Annotated in this window: 13 protein-coding genes; 3 read left to right on the forward strand and 10 right to left on the reverse strand. The window is 70.4% G+C overall.

Annotated elements, in window-relative coordinates; all coding sequences use genetic code 11:
* Positions 1-34 precede the first annotated feature (34 nt).
* Both ACZ6TB_RS38970 and ACZ6TB_RS38975 read right to left on the reverse strand, forming a co-directional pair.
* Positions 35-1,417 (reverse strand): S8 family serine peptidase, encoded by a 1,383-nt coding sequence (locus tag ACZ6TB_RS38970; protein ID WP_465563639.1) that lies wholly within the window; start codon positions 1,415-1,417, stop codon positions 35-37.
* Positions 1,418-1,555: 138 nt separating this feature from the next.
* Complete coding sequence (locus ACZ6TB_RS38975) at positions 1,556-2,827, reverse strand: S8 family serine peptidase (RefSeq protein WP_465563642.1); 1,272 nt, start codon at positions 2,825-2,827, stop codon at positions 1,556-1,558.
* A 130-nt stretch (positions 2,828-2,957) separates the two neighbouring features.
* Here ACZ6TB_RS38975 and ACZ6TB_RS38980 point away from each other — a divergent pair, with 130 nt between their 5' ends.
* A complete protein-coding gene (locus ACZ6TB_RS38980) occupies positions 2,958-4,064 on the forward strand; it encodes an LCP family protein (protein WP_465563645.1) in 1,107 nt (368 codons plus the stop codon).
* Here the strand turns inward: ACZ6TB_RS38980 and ACZ6TB_RS38985 are convergent, their stop codons facing one another.
* From ACZ6TB_RS38985 to guaB, 3 genes are read right to left on the reverse strand one after another with little or no spacing between them, the layout of a single operon-like run.
* A complete protein-coding gene (locus ACZ6TB_RS38985; RefSeq protein ID WP_465563647.1) occupies positions 4,065-5,450 on the reverse strand; it encodes a M1 family metallopeptidase in 1,386 nt (461 codons plus the stop codon).
* Positions 5,451-6,569, reverse strand: coding sequence for a GuaB3 family IMP dehydrogenase-related protein (locus tag ACZ6TB_RS38990; RefSeq protein ID WP_465563650.1), 1,119 nt, complete (start codon positions 6,567-6,569; stop codon positions 5,451-5,453). It abuts the gene before it with no gap.
* Positions 6,570-6,585: 16 nt separating this feature from the next.
* Positions 6,586-8,073, reverse strand: coding sequence for an IMP dehydrogenase (gene guaB / locus ACZ6TB_RS38995; protein ID WP_465563653.1), 1,488 nt, complete (start codon positions 8,071-8,073; stop codon positions 6,586-6,588).
* 122 nt (positions 8,074-8,195) lie between these two features.
* Between guaB and ACZ6TB_RS39000 the strand changes: the two genes are divergently transcribed.
* Positions 8,196-8,591 carry a DUF5319 domain-containing protein gene (locus tag ACZ6TB_RS39000; RefSeq protein WP_465563656.1) on the forward strand — a complete coding sequence of 132 codons (396 nt, stop codon included), beginning with the start codon at positions 8,196-8,198 and terminating at the stop codon, positions 8,589-8,591.
* A 21-nt stretch (positions 8,592-8,612) separates the two neighbouring features.
* On the opposite strand, the gene ACZ6TB_RS39005 is transcribed toward ACZ6TB_RS39000, so the two are convergent.
* On the reverse strand, positions 8,613-9,461 hold the full coding sequence (locus ACZ6TB_RS39005) for a response regulator transcription factor (protein ID WP_465563659.1): 849 nt from the start codon (positions 9,459-9,461) through the stop codon (positions 8,613-8,615).
* Positions 9,462-9,671: 210 nt separating this feature from the next.
* Here ACZ6TB_RS39005 and ACZ6TB_RS39010 point away from each other — a divergent pair, with 210 nt between their 5' ends.
* Entirely contained in the window at positions 9,672-10,061 is a 390-nt protein-coding gene (locus ACZ6TB_RS39010; protein ID WP_203782312.1) for a WhiB family transcriptional regulator, read from the forward strand.
* Between the two features lie 166 nt (positions 10,062-10,227).
* On the opposite strand, the gene ACZ6TB_RS39015 is transcribed toward ACZ6TB_RS39010, so the two are convergent.
* The 4 genes from ACZ6TB_RS39015 to ACZ6TB_RS39030 all read right to left on the reverse strand — a co-directional run bounded on the left by ACZ6TB_RS39015 (position 10,228) and on the right by ACZ6TB_RS39030 (position 15,602).
* Positions 10,228-12,156, reverse strand: coding sequence for a molybdopterin-dependent oxidoreductase (locus ACZ6TB_RS39015; RefSeq protein WP_465563662.1), 1,929 nt, complete (start codon positions 12,154-12,156; stop codon positions 10,228-10,230).
* Positions 12,157-12,326: 170 nt separating this feature from the next.
* Positions 12,327-13,502 carry an ROK family transcriptional regulator gene (locus tag ACZ6TB_RS39020; RefSeq protein ID WP_465563664.1) on the reverse strand — a complete coding sequence of 392 codons (1,176 nt, stop codon included), beginning with the start codon at positions 13,500-13,502 and terminating at the stop codon, positions 12,327-12,329.
* A 31-nt stretch (positions 13,503-13,533) separates the two neighbouring features.
* Positions 13,534-14,790 carry a sugar ABC transporter permease gene (locus tag ACZ6TB_RS39025; RefSeq protein WP_465563667.1) on the reverse strand — a complete coding sequence of 419 codons (1,257 nt, stop codon included), beginning with the start codon at positions 14,788-14,790 and terminating at the stop codon, positions 13,534-13,536.
* On the reverse strand, positions 14,787-15,602 hold the full coding sequence (locus tag ACZ6TB_RS39030) for an ATP-binding cassette domain-containing protein (RefSeq protein ID WP_465563669.1): 816 nt from the start codon (positions 15,600-15,602) through the stop codon (positions 14,787-14,789). The genes ACZ6TB_RS39025 and ACZ6TB_RS39030 overlap by 4 nt, the downstream gene beginning before the upstream one ends.
* Positions 15,603-15,679 lie beyond the last annotated feature (77 nt).

The raw sequence follows: 15,679 nt of genomic DNA on the forward strand, positions 1-15,679 counted from the left end.
CGCGCGCGTATGAGTAAGCAGAGCCGGGGCAGCGTCAGCGGCGGACGGCGGCGGCTCGGAGGTTGCCGGCCCGGTCGTAGGCGCGGACCACGACGGACTTGGCCCGGGCCGGGATCGCGAAGCCGTGCAGGTATCCGGCGTACCGGGAAATGACCTTGCCGTTGACCACGAGCTCGACGCGCGCGATGCCGGAGGCGTCCGACGCGCGAACCGTGACGAACCGGGCCCGCGGGTAGACCTTCATGGTCGGCGCGGTGTTGTCGGTTCGGACGTAGCGGCGGACCACCGTGACATTTCCGGCACGGTCAAAAGCGCGCAATTCAAGGGCGACCGATCCCGTACGCGGGGAAGTCGCCCACCGGAAGGAGTAGGGCGAGGTGGTGTCGGTCGCCACGAGGCGGCCCCCGGCGTACAGCTGGACGCGGGAAACCCCATGCTGGTCGGAGGCTGCCGCACCCACCGTGACCACGCCCCGGGCCAGCGTCGGCGTCGTGCCGAGCGCGAGCGCCGGACGCACCGTGTCGCCCGCGTAGGGCAACGCCGCCAGAGCCTTCAGCGCGTCCACCCGGCCGCCGGTCAGCGCGTTGCGGATGTCGGCGGCCGCGGGCGCCGGGTCGGTCGAGGCGAGCAGGCCCGCGACCCCGGCCACGAACGGCGTCGCCGAGGAGGTGCCGCAGTATTCGCCGATCACGCCGTTGCGCTGCTGGGCCGGGTTGCAGCCGGGCGCCGTCACGTCGACCCAGCTCGGGCCGTAGTTGGACCACGAGTAGCGGGCGTCGTGCTCGTCCACGCCGCCGACCGAGAGCACCGACGGGATCGCCGCCGGGTAGTGCGGCTGCGACGAGCCCTGGTTGCCGGCCGCCGCGACGACCAGCGCGCCCTTGTCGTCGGCGTAGGTCACGGCGTCGCGCAGCAGCGGGCTGTCGTCGTTGCCGCCGAGCGAGAGGCTGATGATCGTGGCGCCCTGGTCGGCCGCGTACCGGATGCCGTCGGCGATGTCGGCGTAGTTGCCGCCGCCCTTCGCGTCGAGCACCTTGACCGGCAGGATCTTGCAGTTCCAGCAGACGCCGGCGATGCCGATGCCGTTGTAGCCGGAGGCCGCCGCGACGCCGGCCGCCATCGTGCCGTGGCCGTTGTCGTCGCTCGGGTCGTCGTCGTGGTTCACGAAGTCGCGCCCGGGGAGCAGGCGGCCGGCCAGGTCGGGCAGCGTGCTCACGCCGGTGTCGACGATCGCGATCGTGACCCGGGAGCTGCCCTTCGTCGCCGACCAGGCCTCGTTGACCCGGGTGCGCATGACGCCCCACTCGCGGGCGTAGCCGGGGTCGGTGGGCCGGAGCGCGGCCTGGGCCGGGGCGGCGTGCGCCGCGGGAACCGCCAGCGCGCCGGCCACCAGGAGACCCGCCAAGATCCGTCGCATGCCCAACCCCCGGAAACGAAGAGAGCCGGCCATGATCGGCCGGCTCTCTCACGTTCGGTTCGCGGTCTGACCGTTCCGGTCGATCCCGGGTGCGATCGGGTTGCCCCTAACGGTGGCACACGATCTCGAGCCGGAGCTTCACCGGCCCGTTGTGCCCCGCCCCACGCCACCGGACCGGCCATGGCGGTCGGCGTCCACCCACAGCGCCTTGCTCGCGTCGACCTTGCCGTACGTGACCCAGGTCCCGATCTTCGCGCTGCTCGCCTCGATCGCGTACTCGAGCGACCAGTTCCGGTACGTCGGGTGCATGGTCAGCACGAGGCCCGCGATGCCGGCCACGATCGGCGACGAGAACGACGTGCCGGCCTCGCCGGTGCTGTAGTTCCCGTTGTTGTCCATGCCCGCGACGATGCCCGGCGCGGCCACGTCGACCCATTTGCTGTTCGTCGAGTTGAAGTTCGAGAACGACGCCCGCTCGGTGGTGTGCGCGGTGCAGGTCGGGTCGGCGTTGAAGTTCGGACACCGGGTGGTCGCGCCCACGGCGAGCACGTCCGGCAGCGCGGCCGGGTACGAGTGGGCCGAGCTGTTCTCGTTGCCGGCCGCCGCGACCACCAGCACGCCGTTCTGGTTGGCGTAGGCGACCGCGTCGGCCAGGACCTGGCTGTAGTCGGGGCCGCCGAGCGACATGTTGATGATCTTCGCGCCCTGACGGACGGCCCAGGTGATGCCGGTGGCGACCGTGCTGTCCGAACCGGAGCCGGCGCTGTTGAGCACCTTGACCGGCAGGATCTGGCAGGACCAGCAGACGCCGGCCATGCCCTTGCCGTTGTTGCCGCGAGCCGCGATCAACGACGCCACGGTGGTGCCGTGGCCGGCGTCGTCGGCCGGGTTCGCGTCGTTGTTGACGAAGTCGTAGCCGGCCGTCACGGCGCCGGTCAGGTCGCCCACGGGCGTGACGCCGGTGTCGATGACCGCGATCTTCACGGCCGAACCCGTGGTGCTGTGCCAGGCGCTCGGGAGGTTGACCTCCTTCAGCTCGGGCTGGAGGTTCTCGACCCACATCGGGTCGTCGGGGAACGAGTCGTACGCCTTGCGCACGTGGTCGACCTCGACGTACGAGACATTGGGGTCGGCCCGGAGCGAGGCGATCAGCGAGTTGCTCTGCGCGGCCGGGACCACGACGGTGGTCGCGTGGAGCGCGCCGATCTCGCGCCGGGTGACGCCGAGCGCGGACATCCTCCGGGCCACCGCCGCCCCCAAGGTGTTGCCGTTCTTGTAACCGACGACCAGGTGCACCGGCGGCGTGGTCTTCACGTCCGCCTGGGCGCTCGGCTGCGCCCCGGCCAGACCGGCGACGACCGCGGCCGCCGCCACGCCGGCCGTGGCGATTCGTCGTGGTGTGAGCTGCATCTATGCCCCGCTTCTCCCCGTGGATGGCGGGCGACAGCGTACGGGTCGATACGGTGCCGTCCCATAGCTGTTTCACGTTTCGGGATCTTGGGCCATTGAGCAGGTGGAAAGCGTCCTCTACTGTTCCGCTGTGCGGAATCGGAAGCTGTTCTGGTCGATCGTCGGCGCGATCGTGGTGGTGCTGGTCGGCGGCGGCGGGATCGCTTTCGCGGTCAGTCGCAAGTCGCATCCGGTTGCACCGGTCGCCGCTCCGTCGTCAGCCCCCGCGTCGCCGTCCGAGGCGACGCCCGCGCCGACCACGCCCCCGCCCTCCCCGGGCGCCGACATCACCGGGCCGCTCGATCTGGTGCTGCTCGGCGTCGACACCCGGGTGACCATTCCGGACTGGGAGCCGCACTCCGACACGATCATGCTGTTGCACGTCGAGCCCGGGCTGAAGAAGGCATACCTCTACTCGCTGCCGCGCGACCTGCGGGTCAAGATGCCAGCGTTCGCGAAGGCCGGGTTCGGCGGCGGGACGTTCAAGCTGACCGAGGCGATGAGCCGGGGCTCGGCGATCCCGGGGACCAAGAAGCACAGCGTCGAGCAGGGGTACCAGCTGCTGCTGAAGACGCTCACCGCGTACACCGGGATCAAGGATTTCCAGGCCGGGGCGATCCTCAACTTCGGCGGGCTCGAGGCGCTGGTCAACAAGCTCGGCGGCATCGACATGGTGGTCGACGAGAAGGTGAAGTCGCACCACCGCCGGCCGGACGGGACGTTCCGGACGCTGGTGCCGGGCGGCGGCGACTACTCCGGGCCACAGGCGACCTACCTGCCGGGCAAACGGCACTTCATCGGGTGGCAGGCGATCGACTACGCGCGGCAGCGGTACGGGCTGTCCGACGGCGACTACGACCGCACGCGTCACCAGCGGCAGCTCGTCCGGGCGATCCTCGGCAAGGCGATGGACCAGGGCCTCGCTGCCGATCCCGACAAGCTCCAGGGCGTGATCACGGCGCTCGGCAAGTCACTGGTCTACGTCGGGGGACGAACACCTCTCGAGTACGCGTACGCGTTGCGCGACCTCGAGCCGGCCGGCATCACGCTGGTCGGGCTGCCGGGCAGTGGCGTGGGCAGCGGCGGCGGCTACCTCGGCGAGCAGCTGAAGCCCGAGGGCAAGGGCTTCCTGACCGCGGTCGCCCACCGGCAGATCGCGTCCTACCTGGCGAAGCACCCGGCACTCGTCAACAAGTGATCAGGGCTTCGGCGGCGCCTTGGTCCCGTACAGCCAGGCCTGGAAGAACGCGTCGAGCTTCTGTCCGGAGATCTTCTCGGCCAGGTCGATCATGTCCTGGGTGGTGGCGTTGCGGTCGCGGTACTCGCTGGTCCAGGTGGTGAGCAGCCGGTCGAAGGCGTCGTCGCCGATGGTCTTGCGCAGCGCGTAGACGGTCATGCCGCCGCGGTCGTAGACGGCGCTGCCGAACAGGTGGGCCACGCCGGGGTCGCCGGGCGCCTGCGACCAGTCGTAGCCGTCGTACATGTCGCTGAAGCTCTTGGAGACCGGAATGCCGCCGTCGTGCTCCTGCCACAGCCACTCGGCGTAGGTGGCGAAGCCCTCGTTGAGCCAGATGTCCTGCCAGCGCTCGAGCGCGACGCTGTCGCCGAACCACTGGTGGGCGAGCTCGTGCGCGATCACCACCGGGTTCTCCTCGGTGAAGAACCCCCGGCCGTAGCTGGGCCGCGACTGGGTCTCCAGCGCGTAGTGGATGCGGTTGTCGTCGACCACGATGCCGCCGTACGCGTCGAACGGGTACGGTCCGAACTTGGTGGCCAGGAAGTCGGCGATCTCGCCGGTGCGCGCCACCGACTTGGCCGCCGGGCCGTCGGCCGGCATCGACTCCGGCACCGCGTTGATCATCGGTTTGCCGTCGTGCGTGCTCGTCTCCACCCGGTACTTGCCGATGATCACGGTCGACAGATAGCTGGCCAGCGGGGAGCTCTCGGTCCACCGCCAGGTCGTCCAGCCGCCGGCGCTGGTCTTCTCGCCGGGAACGCCGATGCTCAGCGCGGTCAGCCCGTCCGGGACGGTCATCGCCAGCTTGAAGGTCGCCTTGTCGGACGGGTGGTCATTGACCGGGAACCAGGTGCTCGCGGACTCGGGCTGGCCGAGGGCGATCGCGCCGTCGGTGGTGCGCAGCCAGCCGCCGTCGCCGAGCGTCTTGTTCGGGAGTTGCCCCGGTCTTCCGCCGTAGTCGACGACGACGGTGAACGCCTTGCCCTTGGGCAGCCCCTTTGCCGGGGTGATCACCAATTCGTTGCCGCTGGCCTTCGCGGTGGCCGGTGCGCCGTCCACGGTCACGGTCGTGGCGGTCAGATGCGCGAGGTCCAGGTCGAATTGCGACAAATCCTGCGTAGCGGTCGCGGTGATCGTCGCCTTACCCTTTAGATCCCCTTTTTTCGGCTCATATCGGACGTCGAGGTCATATCCCGCGACGTCGTAGCCGCCGTTGCCGTATGTCGGGAAGTAGGGGTCGCCGGCGCCGGGCGCGCCGGGACGGAAGTCGTAGCTCGGTTTGGCTTGCGACCCCGTCGAGCACGCGCCCAGCAACAGCGCCAGGAGGAGAGTTCCCGCTCGCCGCATTTACTTGTCGAGAACCAGCGCGACCTTCTGGAACTCCTTGACGTCGCGGTAGCCGCACTTGGCCATCGCGCGCCGGAGCCCGCCGAAGAGGTTGAGCTGGCCGTCGGCCCGGTTGGCCGGGCCGAACAGCAGCTCCTCCAGCGTGCCGTCGGGCTCGCCGGCGATGCAGAAGCCGCCGCGGGGCAGCGACGGGTGGCTGGCCGACGAGTGCCACCACGCGCCGCCGGCCGGGGCGCCCTCGGCCAGCGACAGCGGCTCGCCGAGCATGACCGCGTCGGCGCCGCAGCCGATCGCCTTCGCGATGTCACCCGATGTGCTGATTCCCCCGTCGGCGATCAGGTGGACGTAGCGCCCGCCGGTCTCGTCCAGGTAGTCGCGGCGGGCGGCCGCGGCGTCGGCGATCGCGGTCGCCATCGGCACCCGGATGCCGAGGACGGTGTCGCTGGTCGACCACTCGTCGGCGCCCACGCCCACGATCACGCCGGCCGCGCCGGTGCGCATGAGGTGCAGGGCCGTCTTGTAGTCGGTGCAGCCACCGACGATCACCGGCAGGTCGAGGTCGGCGATGAATTCCTTGAGGTTCAGCGGCTCGTCCGTCGTCGAGACGTGCTCGGCGCTGACCAGCGTGCCCTGGATGACCAGCAGGTCGACGCCGGCGTCGAGCACGACCGGGGCGAGCGCGAGCGTGTGCTGCGGCGACACCCGGACGGCGACGGTGATGCCGCCGTCCCGCATCGTCCGCACCCGCTCGGCGATCAGATCGGGCCGGATCGGCTCGGCGTAGACCTCCTGGAGGCGCTTCGTGGCGTCGGCGTCCTCGTCCAGCGACGCCAGCTCCTCCAGGATCTTGGAGGGATCCTCGTACCGCGTCCAGAGACCCTCGGCGTTGAGCACGCCCAGGCCGCCGAGGCGGCCCAGGGCGATCGCCGATTCCGGGCTCATGGTGGCGTCGGACGGATGCGCGACGCACGGGATCTTGAACGGGTACGCGTCGACGCGCCACTCGGTGGACACGTCGTCCACGTCGCGGGTGCGCCGGCTCGGGACGATGGCGATGTCGTCCAGGTGGTAACCGCGCTGGGCGGTCTTACCGAGTCCGATCTCCACGACGTCACGCATTTTCTTCAGCCCTCTGTTATCGGGAGTGGTAGTTCGGAGCCTCGACCGTCATCTGGATGTCGTGCGGGTGGCTCTCCTTGAGACCGGCCGCGGTAATCCTGATGAGCTGCCCGCGCTCCTGCAAGTCGGTGATGGTCTCGGCGCCCGAGTACCCCATCGCCAGCCGCAGGCCGCCGACCAGCTGAGCGACCACACGCGACAGCGGGCCGCGGTAGGGCACCTGGCCCTCGACGCCCTCGGGCACGAGCTTCTCCTCCGGCACATCATGCTGGAAGTAGCGGTCCTTCGAGTACGACTTCGCCTGGCCGCGCGTCTGCATGGCGCCGAGCGAGCCCATCCCCCGGTACGACTTGTACTGCTTGCCGTTCACGAAGATCAGGTCGCCGGGGCTCTCCTCGGAGCCGGCCAGCAGGCCGCCCAGCATGACGGTCTCGGCGCCGGCCACGATCGCCTTGGCGATGTCGCCCGAGTACTGGATGCCGCCGTCGGCGATCACCGGGACGCCGGCCGCGCGACAGGCGCGGGCCGCCTCCATCACGGCGGTGATCTGCGGGACGCCGACACCGGCGACGATGCGCGTGGTGCAGATGGCGCCCGGTCCCACGCCGACCTTCACCGCGTCGGCGCCGGCCTCGACCATGGCTTTGGCGCCCGCGAAGGTCGCCACGTTGCCGCCGACGATGTCGGTCTTTGTCTCGCGCTTGAGGCGGGCGATCATGTCGAGCACCTGGCGCTGGTGACCGTGCGAGGTGTCCACGATGATCACGTCGACGCCGGCCTCGATCAGGCCGCGGGCCCGCTTGTAGGACTCGTCGCCGACGCCGATCGCGGCCGCGACCCGCAGCCGGCCCTGATCGTCCTTGGTGGCCAGCGGGTACTGCTCGGACTTGGTGAAGTCCTTGACCGTGATCAGGCCGCGGAGCCGGCCGCTCTCGTCGACCAGCGGAAGCTTCTCCACCTTGTGCCGCTGGAGCAGGGCGAGCGCGTCGTCCTTGCTGACCCCGACGGGCGCGGTGAACAGCGGCGACTTGGTCATCACCTCGCGCACCTTGACGCCGTGGTCGGTGACGAAGCGCATGTCGCGATTGGTCACGATGCCGACCAGCGTGCCGTCGCCGTCCACGACCGGGACGCCGGAGATGCGGTAACGCGCGCAGAGGGCGTCGACCTCACGCAGCGTGTCGTCGGGGCTGCAGGTGATCGGGTTGGTGATCATGCCGGACTCGGAGCGCTTCACGAGGTCGACCTGGGCCGCCTGGTCCTCGGCGGAGAGATTGCGGTGCAGGACGCCGATGCCACCCTCGCGGGCCATCGCGATCGCCATGCGGGCCTCGGTCACCGTGTCCATGGCGGCCGACAGCACGGGGATCGTCAGGCCGATGTTTCGCGTCAGGCGGGTGTTGGTGTTGACCCGGCTCGGCACGATGTCCGATTCGCCGGGCTGGAGCAGCACGTCGTCGAAGGTCAGACCGAGCGGGACCGTACGGGCCGAGTCGCTTTCCACGGAGCATCCTTAACTGCCGGAAGACGGATGGTTCATCGTACCCATCCGGCCGGTGCGCTCTCGTGGACGGACAGGACGTGCGCGCCACCACACATCCGATGAGAGGTGAGTACGGTAAGGGGGTGCAGGATGAGCCCATCGACCCCTTCAACGGCGACCCGACCGACCCCGCAGCCGGGCTCGACGACCTCGGCGACGACGAGGAGACCGAGCCGCTGACCGAGGCCGAGCGGCAGGATGTCCTCGAGGACCTCTCCGACCTGGAGATCTACCAGGCGCTGCTGAGCCCGACGGGCATCCGGGGACTGGTCATCGAGTGCGAGGACTGCCACGAGCCGCACTACTTCGACTGGGATCTGCTTCGCGGCAACCTGCGCCACCTGTTGTCGAGCGGCCGTCCGCGCGTGCACGAGCCGGCCTTCGACCCCGACCCCGATCACTACGTGACCTGGGAGTACGCGCGGGGCTACGCCGACGGCGTGCACGACACACTGACGGAAGGGACCGACGACGAATAGTCGCCGGTCCCCCGTGCGTTGTTAAGCGACCAGACCGGCCCGGAAGCCCGCCGCCACCGCGTGTGCCCGGTCGCGGGCGCCCAGCTTGCGGAAGAGCCGCCGGGCGTGGGTCTTCACGGTGTCCTCCGAGACGAAGAGCTCGCGGCCGATCTCCGCGTTGCTCTTGCCGTCGGCCATCCCGCGCAGCACCTGGAGCTCGCGCTCGGTGAGCGTGAGCCGCCGCCCGGCCGGAGCCGGGTCGGCCACCCCGACCTGGGTCTCGTTGCCCGGCCACGCCACCATCGGCCGGCCGGTGGCCGGGTCGATCGGCGCGTCGCCACGCTGGGCCGGCACCATCGGCGAGTTCGGCAGCATGGCCGGCACCGCCGCGGCGTTCGGCGAGCCGATGCCGATGCCGTTCTGATAGGCGGCGCGAGCCGCCGGTGAGTTGTTGTTGCGCGCGCCGCCGGCGACCCCCGCCGGCTGCGCGTTCGTTCCGTTGATCGGCATGCCCTGCGGCCGGACCGGCAGCAGGAGAAGCAGCAGCGCCTTGGCGACGACGCTGACCAGATCGTGCTCGACGCCACGGATGACCCCACGGGCGCCGGCCGCGACGGCCGCCGCGGCGACCCGCGGGTCTTCGGCGCCGAAGAGCACCAACTGTGCCTGCGGGGCGCGGGCGAGTACGCGCCGGGTGAATCCGACGCTGTCGGGACGGGTCACGGCGGTGTCGGCGAGGACCACTTCGGCCGGCCGTTCAGCCAGCCGGATCATGGCCTCAGTCTCGCTGACCGCGGTCCGGACGACGCCGGTCATGCCGAGCCGGGCCGCGGTGGACGCGACGGTCTGGGCCGCCAGCGGGGTACGGACGCACACGAGGACGGTACGCACAGTGATCCTCCTTCTCTCTCAGAGGAGATCACGCGAGGGCCGCAGCATTACGCGCTTTAGATGGAAAAAATGGGAAAGATCAGTATCAGTTGCTTGGTCGATGTCATGCGGCTCGTGAAGACATCGAAGATGCGGGTGTGAGCCGGGGATCACCGGGGTAACACCGCGGCAGGCCTGAGCAAGGCCCCTCATTACCGAGGAGGGTGTTGGATGTCGAACGTTCGCAGACTGCCCGGGCCCATCGCCGACCTGTGGGACTGGCAGCGACTCGGCCTCTGCCGTGGTCGGGACAGCGCGCAGTTCTTCCACCCGGACGGCGAGCGCGGTTCGTCCCGCAACCGCCGGGAGGCCAAGGCCAAGTCCATGTGCGGCGCGTGCCCGGTGCGAGCCGAGTGCGCCGCCCACGCCCTCGCGGTGCGAGAGCCGTACGGGGTCTGGGGAGGTTTCAGCGAAGCGGAGCGGCTGCGGCTGCTCGCGGTCGGCTGGGAGGACCTCGCCGATCGGCATCACGGACGTGTCGACCTTGCTCGGCTCGAGGCTCGCCTCGGCCGGCCCCACAAGTCGGCCGTACCGGCACAGCGACAAGCGCCGGCGGCCTGAGACCGCTTGGCACGAGGCAGCACCCCGACGACCCGGTCCCCTGATGGGGGCCGGGACGCGTTGTTCGACGGTTCTTCAACAACCGCATCGGTGGACATGCAAGCCACCGTATGAGCGACTTGCGCGACGGAGTCGGACCCTTTGTACGTCCTTCAACCAATGGCACTCAGCCCACGGTGACCTGCACGGAATGCCATCCCGAGGCCCCGTTCGGAGCCGGCGGCGCCGGGGTGCTCGTCTGTGTCTGCCCGGATCCGTCGGTTGCCCGCACCCGGATCGTGTGCTTGCCCGCCGTCGCCTCCCAGCGGTAGCTCCACTGCCGCCAGGTGTCGCTCGAGACCGTCGAGGCCAGCGTCGCCTCGGCCCACGGCGCGCAGTCCACCTGCACCTCGACCCGCCCGATCCCCCGGTGCTGCGCCCACGCGACGCCGGCGATCACGACGGTCCCCGGGTCCCGCTGCGCGCCGTCGCGAGGCGTGTCGATCCGCGACTCGGTCTTGATCGGGGCCTGCTGCGACCACCCGCGCGGCACCCAGTACGCGTCGAAGTCCTCGAACCGGGACAGCTCGATCTCGGTGATCCACTTGCAGGCGCTGACGTACCCGTACAGGCCCGGCACCACCATCCGCACCGGAAAACCGTGGTCGACCGGCAACGGCACGCCGTTCATCCCCACCGCGAGCAGCGCGTCCCGCCCGTCCCGCAGCGTCGCCGTCGGGCTGCCGCAGGTCCACCCGTCCACCGAGCGCTGCACGACCTGATCGGCCCCCGGCAGCGGGTCGGCCTCGTCGAGCAGCTCCTTGATCGGCGTACCGAGCCAGAGCGCGTTCCCGATAAGGTCGCCGCCCACCTCGTTGGAGACGCAGGTCAGCGTGACGTACCGCTCGATCATCGGCCGCTGCAGCAGCTGCTCCCAGGTGATCGTGATCGGGTTGCGCACCATCCCGTGGATCCGCAACTGCCACGTGGCCGGGTCGACCTGCGGCGGGTACAGCGAGGTGTCGATCCGGTAGAAGTCCTTGTTGGACGAGATGTAGGGCGTCGCCCCCGGCGCCTGCACCCCACTCGGCAGCGGCGGCGCGGTCTGCCGCGGCGCCGGGAGCACGACCGCGCTGCGGGCCTTGGTGACCGCCTTGCGCGAGGTGAGCAGCCGCCCGCCGACCCCGGAAACGAGTGCGACGCCGGCCGTGATCCCCAAAGCCCGGAGAAAGCGGCGCCGGCTTTCCGCATTCATCAGCGCGTACGAGTCGGTGCGGCTCCCGTGGTCGTCATTTCCATCGCTGCCCGGCTCGGGGGCGGGCGGCCCGGCCGGATCGGGGCCGGGCGTCGGGTCGGGCGCTGGCTCGGGCGCCGGCTCGGGCTCTGGGCCGCCCCACGGGCCGGGCTCAGGGCCGCGCCGCGGGCCGGGCTCAGGGCCGCGCCGCGGGCCGGGCTCAGGGCCGCGCCACGGGCCGGGCTCAGGGCCGCGCCACGGGCTGGGCTCAGGGCCGCGCCGCGGGCCGGGCTCGAGGCCGGGCTCGGGTCCGCGCGCAAGGCCGCCGCCGGCCGCACTCGTCGCCGGGCTGTGGATGCCCGGGTCGGAATTGTCGTACCCGGGTCGTAACGTCACCCCACCCAGTGCCGGGGTGGGGGAGAGTAGGGCGACCAGCCGATCCGTCACCGCGATCTCGGCGTCGGCCAGTTCCAGCAGATAGTGCAACACCCAGACCGCGACACCCGCCCCGACCAGCGACGGCAGCGCCGCCAGGGGGCCGGCGTCGTGCCGGGTGAGCGCGGCGGCCACCCCGATCACCGCGAACAGCCCGATCCCGATCAGCCCGAGCCACCACCGCCGCACCGCCACCACGCCGACCCCGAACGCGTACGCCGCGAGCAAGATCGCCGTCCCCGTGATCAGCGCAGTCTTGTCATGCACGCCGAAGACCTGGACGCCGAAGTCCTTCACCGCCGGCGGCACGTTGTCGACCACCACGCCGCCGACCGCCAGCAACGGCGCCGACAGAGGCCCGGTCCAGACCGCCACCACCTCGGCGACGCCCACGGCCGCGCCGGCGGCCGCCACGCCGGAGAGCCCGGCGCGCACCGAAAGATTCACACCCTCATCGTGCTCCGCGGGCGGGCCGTTCGACGAACGCCGGAGCCGCTCGTCACCATTTCATAAGAAGTGCCTACAGAACCCCACCCGTTACTGGGTGGGGTGAGAATACGACCCGCCTACGACAATTCCCGGCCGCAATCCACAGGCCGCACGGCAATCCAAAGCGCTCAGCCGACGGGGTCTTCGAGGAGGTGTTCGAAGGCCAGCTCGGCCGCACCGATCAGGGCCGCGTCGTACCCGAGCTCGGGCGTGCGCAAGCGGATGTGCTCGCGGCAGGCCGGCAGCGCTATCGCGTTCAGGCGGCTGCGGATCTGCGCGGCCGCGACGAGGTAGACGTCTCGGAGGGTGCCGCCGAATATCACGGCCTCCGGATTGAAGATGTTGACCAGATTCCCGACGCCGAAGCCGATCCACTCGCCGACCTGGCGCACGGCGAACTGGGCCTGGCTGTCGCCGCGCACGGCCGCGTCGACCACGTCGAGCACCGCCTCGCGGCCCGTCTTCTCGGCCCGGCCGGCGTGCTTGAGCAGGGCATACTCGCCGATCTCGGTCTCCCAGCACCCGCGCGAGCCACAACTGCACTCCCGGCCGTACGGGTTGACCACCATGTGCCCGACCTCGCCGCCGTACCCACCGTGCCCGGCCACCCGCCGGCCGTCGGCGATGATGCCGGCGCCGACGCCCACGTCGCCGTAGAGGTAGACAACGTTGTCGCAACCGACCGCGGCGCCCCGGGCGTACTCGACCAGCGCCGACACATCGGCGTGGTTGCCGACGGTCAGCTTGCCGGCGTCGCCGAGCTCGGAGCGCAGCGCGGCGCCCACCGGCTCCTCGACCCAGCCGATCGTCGGCGCGAGGCGGACCATGCCGTCGTCGCGCCGGACCATGCCGGCCACCGCCACGCCGGTGCCGACGTAGCGGGCGTCGTCGGGCACCGCCGCGCGCATGTCGCGGACGAAGCCCGCGAGCGGCTGCACCGCGTCGAGCACCTGCATCCCGCGCGGCCGGTCGGTCTCCCGCCGGTCCAGGATCTGGCCGCCGAGCCCGACGCGGGCCGCCCGCAGGCGATCCACCTCGATGCTCAGCGCGTACGCGTAGACCTTGGACGACTCGGGCCGGACAACCAGCGAAGGTCGCCCGGCCCGGCCGGTCTCACGCGGCGCCTCCTCGCTGACCAGTCCCGCGGTGGTCAGCTCGGCGGTCAAGGCCCCGATGGTGCTCCGGTTCAGTCCGAGCCGGCTCGTGAGTTCCGCCCGGGAGGTCGCGCCGTGCACGTGCACGTACCGCAAGAGGGTCCCGAGGTTGTGCCGGCGAACGTCCTCCTGGGTGGGGCCGGCCCGCATCAGCGTGCCGTCCCCGAGCCCGGAATCTCCCTCATCGGTTGCCGGTCGAGGCCGCTCTGCGCCGGGCCAGTGCGTCGACGCTGGCGGCGACGAGCAGGATCAGACCGGTCACGATGTACTTCGTGCCGGACGAGTAGCCCATGAGGCCCATGCCGTTGTCGATGACCGTGATCACCGCGCCACCGATGACGGCGTTGATGGCCTTGCCCTTGCCGCCGAAGAGGCTGGTGCCGCCGATGACGGCCGCGCCGACCGAGTACAGCAGGATGTTGCTGCCGCCGGTGTTGGGGTCGACCGAGTTGGCCCGGCTGACGGCCAGGATGCCGCCGATCGAGGCCATGAACGAGCCGATCACGAAGACCGAGATGCGGATCCGGTCGACCGGGATACCGGCACGCCGGGCCGCCTCGGTGTTGCCGCCGACCGCGTAGACGTGCCGGCCATAGGTGGTACGCCCGAGCACGAAGGTCCAGATGATCAGGAAGACCGCGATGATCGGCGCGACGATCGGGACGCCCTTCACCGAGTTCAGCACCGGGTTGATGCTGCGCTGCTGGGTGAGGATCGCGGTCGCCACGAGCAGGATGAGCGCGAGGGCGCCGACGCGCAGGAGCACGATGCCGATCGGGTCGGTGACCAGGTTGCGGGCGGCGCGGCTGCGGACCCGGTTGAACTGCACGGCCGCGTACCCGACGATCGCGATGATCGTGAGGACCCAGCTCACCACCACCGACATGTTCCCGTTGGCCAGCTTCAGCACGAAGGTGTCGTTGATCGAGACGTTCTTGCCGCCGCCGAGCAGCTTCAGCAGGATGCCCTGGAAGGCCAGGAACGCGGCGAGGGTGACGACGAACGACGGAATGCCGAACTTCGACACCAGGAAGCCGAGCACGAAGCCGATCACGATGCCGGTGACCATGGCCGCCGGGATGGCCGTGTACCAGTTCCAGCCGTGGTTGGTCAGCAGGATCGCCATGACCGCGCCACACACGCCGGACGCGTAGCCGGCGGACAGGTCGATCTCGCCGAGCAGCAGGACGAAGACCAGCCCCATGGCGATGAAGACGTACTGGGCGCCTTGCGAGAACAAGTTCGCGAAGTTCAGCGCGCTGAAGAAGGTGTCACGGGCCGAGCCGAAGATGATGCAGAGGATCACCAGGCCGAGGACGGCGGGGAGGCTGCCGAGGTCGCCGCCGCGGACCCGGCCGATGTAGTCGTTGAAGTATCCCGCGACGGTCGGCTTGACGACCTTGACGCCGCCGGCCGTGGTGGTCGTGGTGGTGCTCACTGGTCGCCTCCCGGCGTGATGTCGACGACGTCGCCGCTGAAGTCGGAGGGCTTCTCGGGCGGCAGGCCGATGTTGCCGCTCCGGCCCGCGGTGATCAGCTCGACCACCTGGGAGTGAGTCACATCGGTGGTCTTGACCTGGGCGGCCATCCGGCCGAGGTAGAGCGCCGCGATCCGGTCGGAGACCGCGAAGACGTCGTTCATGTTGTGCGAGATCAGCACGACGCCGAGACCGTTGTCCGCGAGGCGGCGGACCAGCTCCAGCACCTGGGCGGTCTGCGCGACGCCGAGCGCGGCGGTCGGCTCGTCGAGGATCACGATGCGGCTGTTCCAGAGCACCGCCTTGGCGATGGCCACGGTCTGGCGCTGTCCGCCGGACAGGCTGGCGACGAGCTGGCGCAGCGACTTCACGGTGCGGACGGAGAGGCTGGCGAGCGTGTCGCCGGCCATCTGCTCCATGGTCGGCTCGTCGAGGACGATGCCCCGCTTCTTCTCGCGGCCGAGGAACATGTTCTGGACGATGTCCAGGTTGTCGCAGAGGGCGAGGTCCTGGTACACGACCTCGATACCCAGCGCGGAAGCGTCGCGCGGGCTGTGGATCGCCACCTGGTTGCCCTCGAAGGTGACCGTGCCCGAGTCGATGGTGTAGATGCCACTGACGCACTTGACCAGGGTCGACTTACCGGCGCCGTTGTCGCCGACGAGCGCGGTGACCTCGCCGGGGTAGACGCTGAGGCCGACGTCATGAAGCACCTGTACGGGCCCGAAGCTCTTGTCGATTCCGCTGAGCTCCAGAAGGGGTGTCGCGGCCACGGTGGTTCTCCTTCGCTTGGTGACCGGGTTCGTCGTCGTGGCTCCGCCACAGGCGAGAAGGGTGGGGTGGACCCAAC

The sequence above is a fragment of the Actinoplanes sp. NPDC051537 genome (genome assembly GCF_055586105.1).

Excerpts from the sequence above, each read along its gene's own strand:
- ACZ6TB_RS38985 (WP_465563647.1), bottom strand. The coding sequence starts at position 5,450 with ATGCGGCGAGCGGGAACTCTCCTCCTGGCGCTGTTGCTGGGCGCGTGC.
- ACZ6TB_RS38975 (WP_465563642.1), bottom strand. The coding sequence starts at position 2,827 with ATGCAGCTCACACCACGACGAATCGCCACGGCCGGCGTGGCGGCGGCC.
- ACZ6TB_RS38990 (WP_465563650.1), bottom strand. The coding sequence starts at position 6,569 with ATGCGTGACGTCGTGGAGATCGGACTCGGTAAGACCGCCCAGCGCGGT.
- ACZ6TB_RS39010 (WP_203782312.1), top strand. The coding sequence starts at position 9,672 with ATGTCGAACGTTCGCAGACTGCCCGGGCCCATCGCCGACCTGTGGGAC.
- ACZ6TB_RS38970 (WP_465563639.1), bottom strand. The coding sequence starts at position 1,417 with ATGCGACGGATCTTGGCGGGTCTCCTGGTGGCCGGCGCGCTGGCGGTT.
- ACZ6TB_RS39020 (WP_465563664.1), bottom strand. The coding sequence starts at position 13,502 with ATGCGGGCCGGCCCCACCCAGGAGGACGTTCGCCGGCACAACCTCGGG.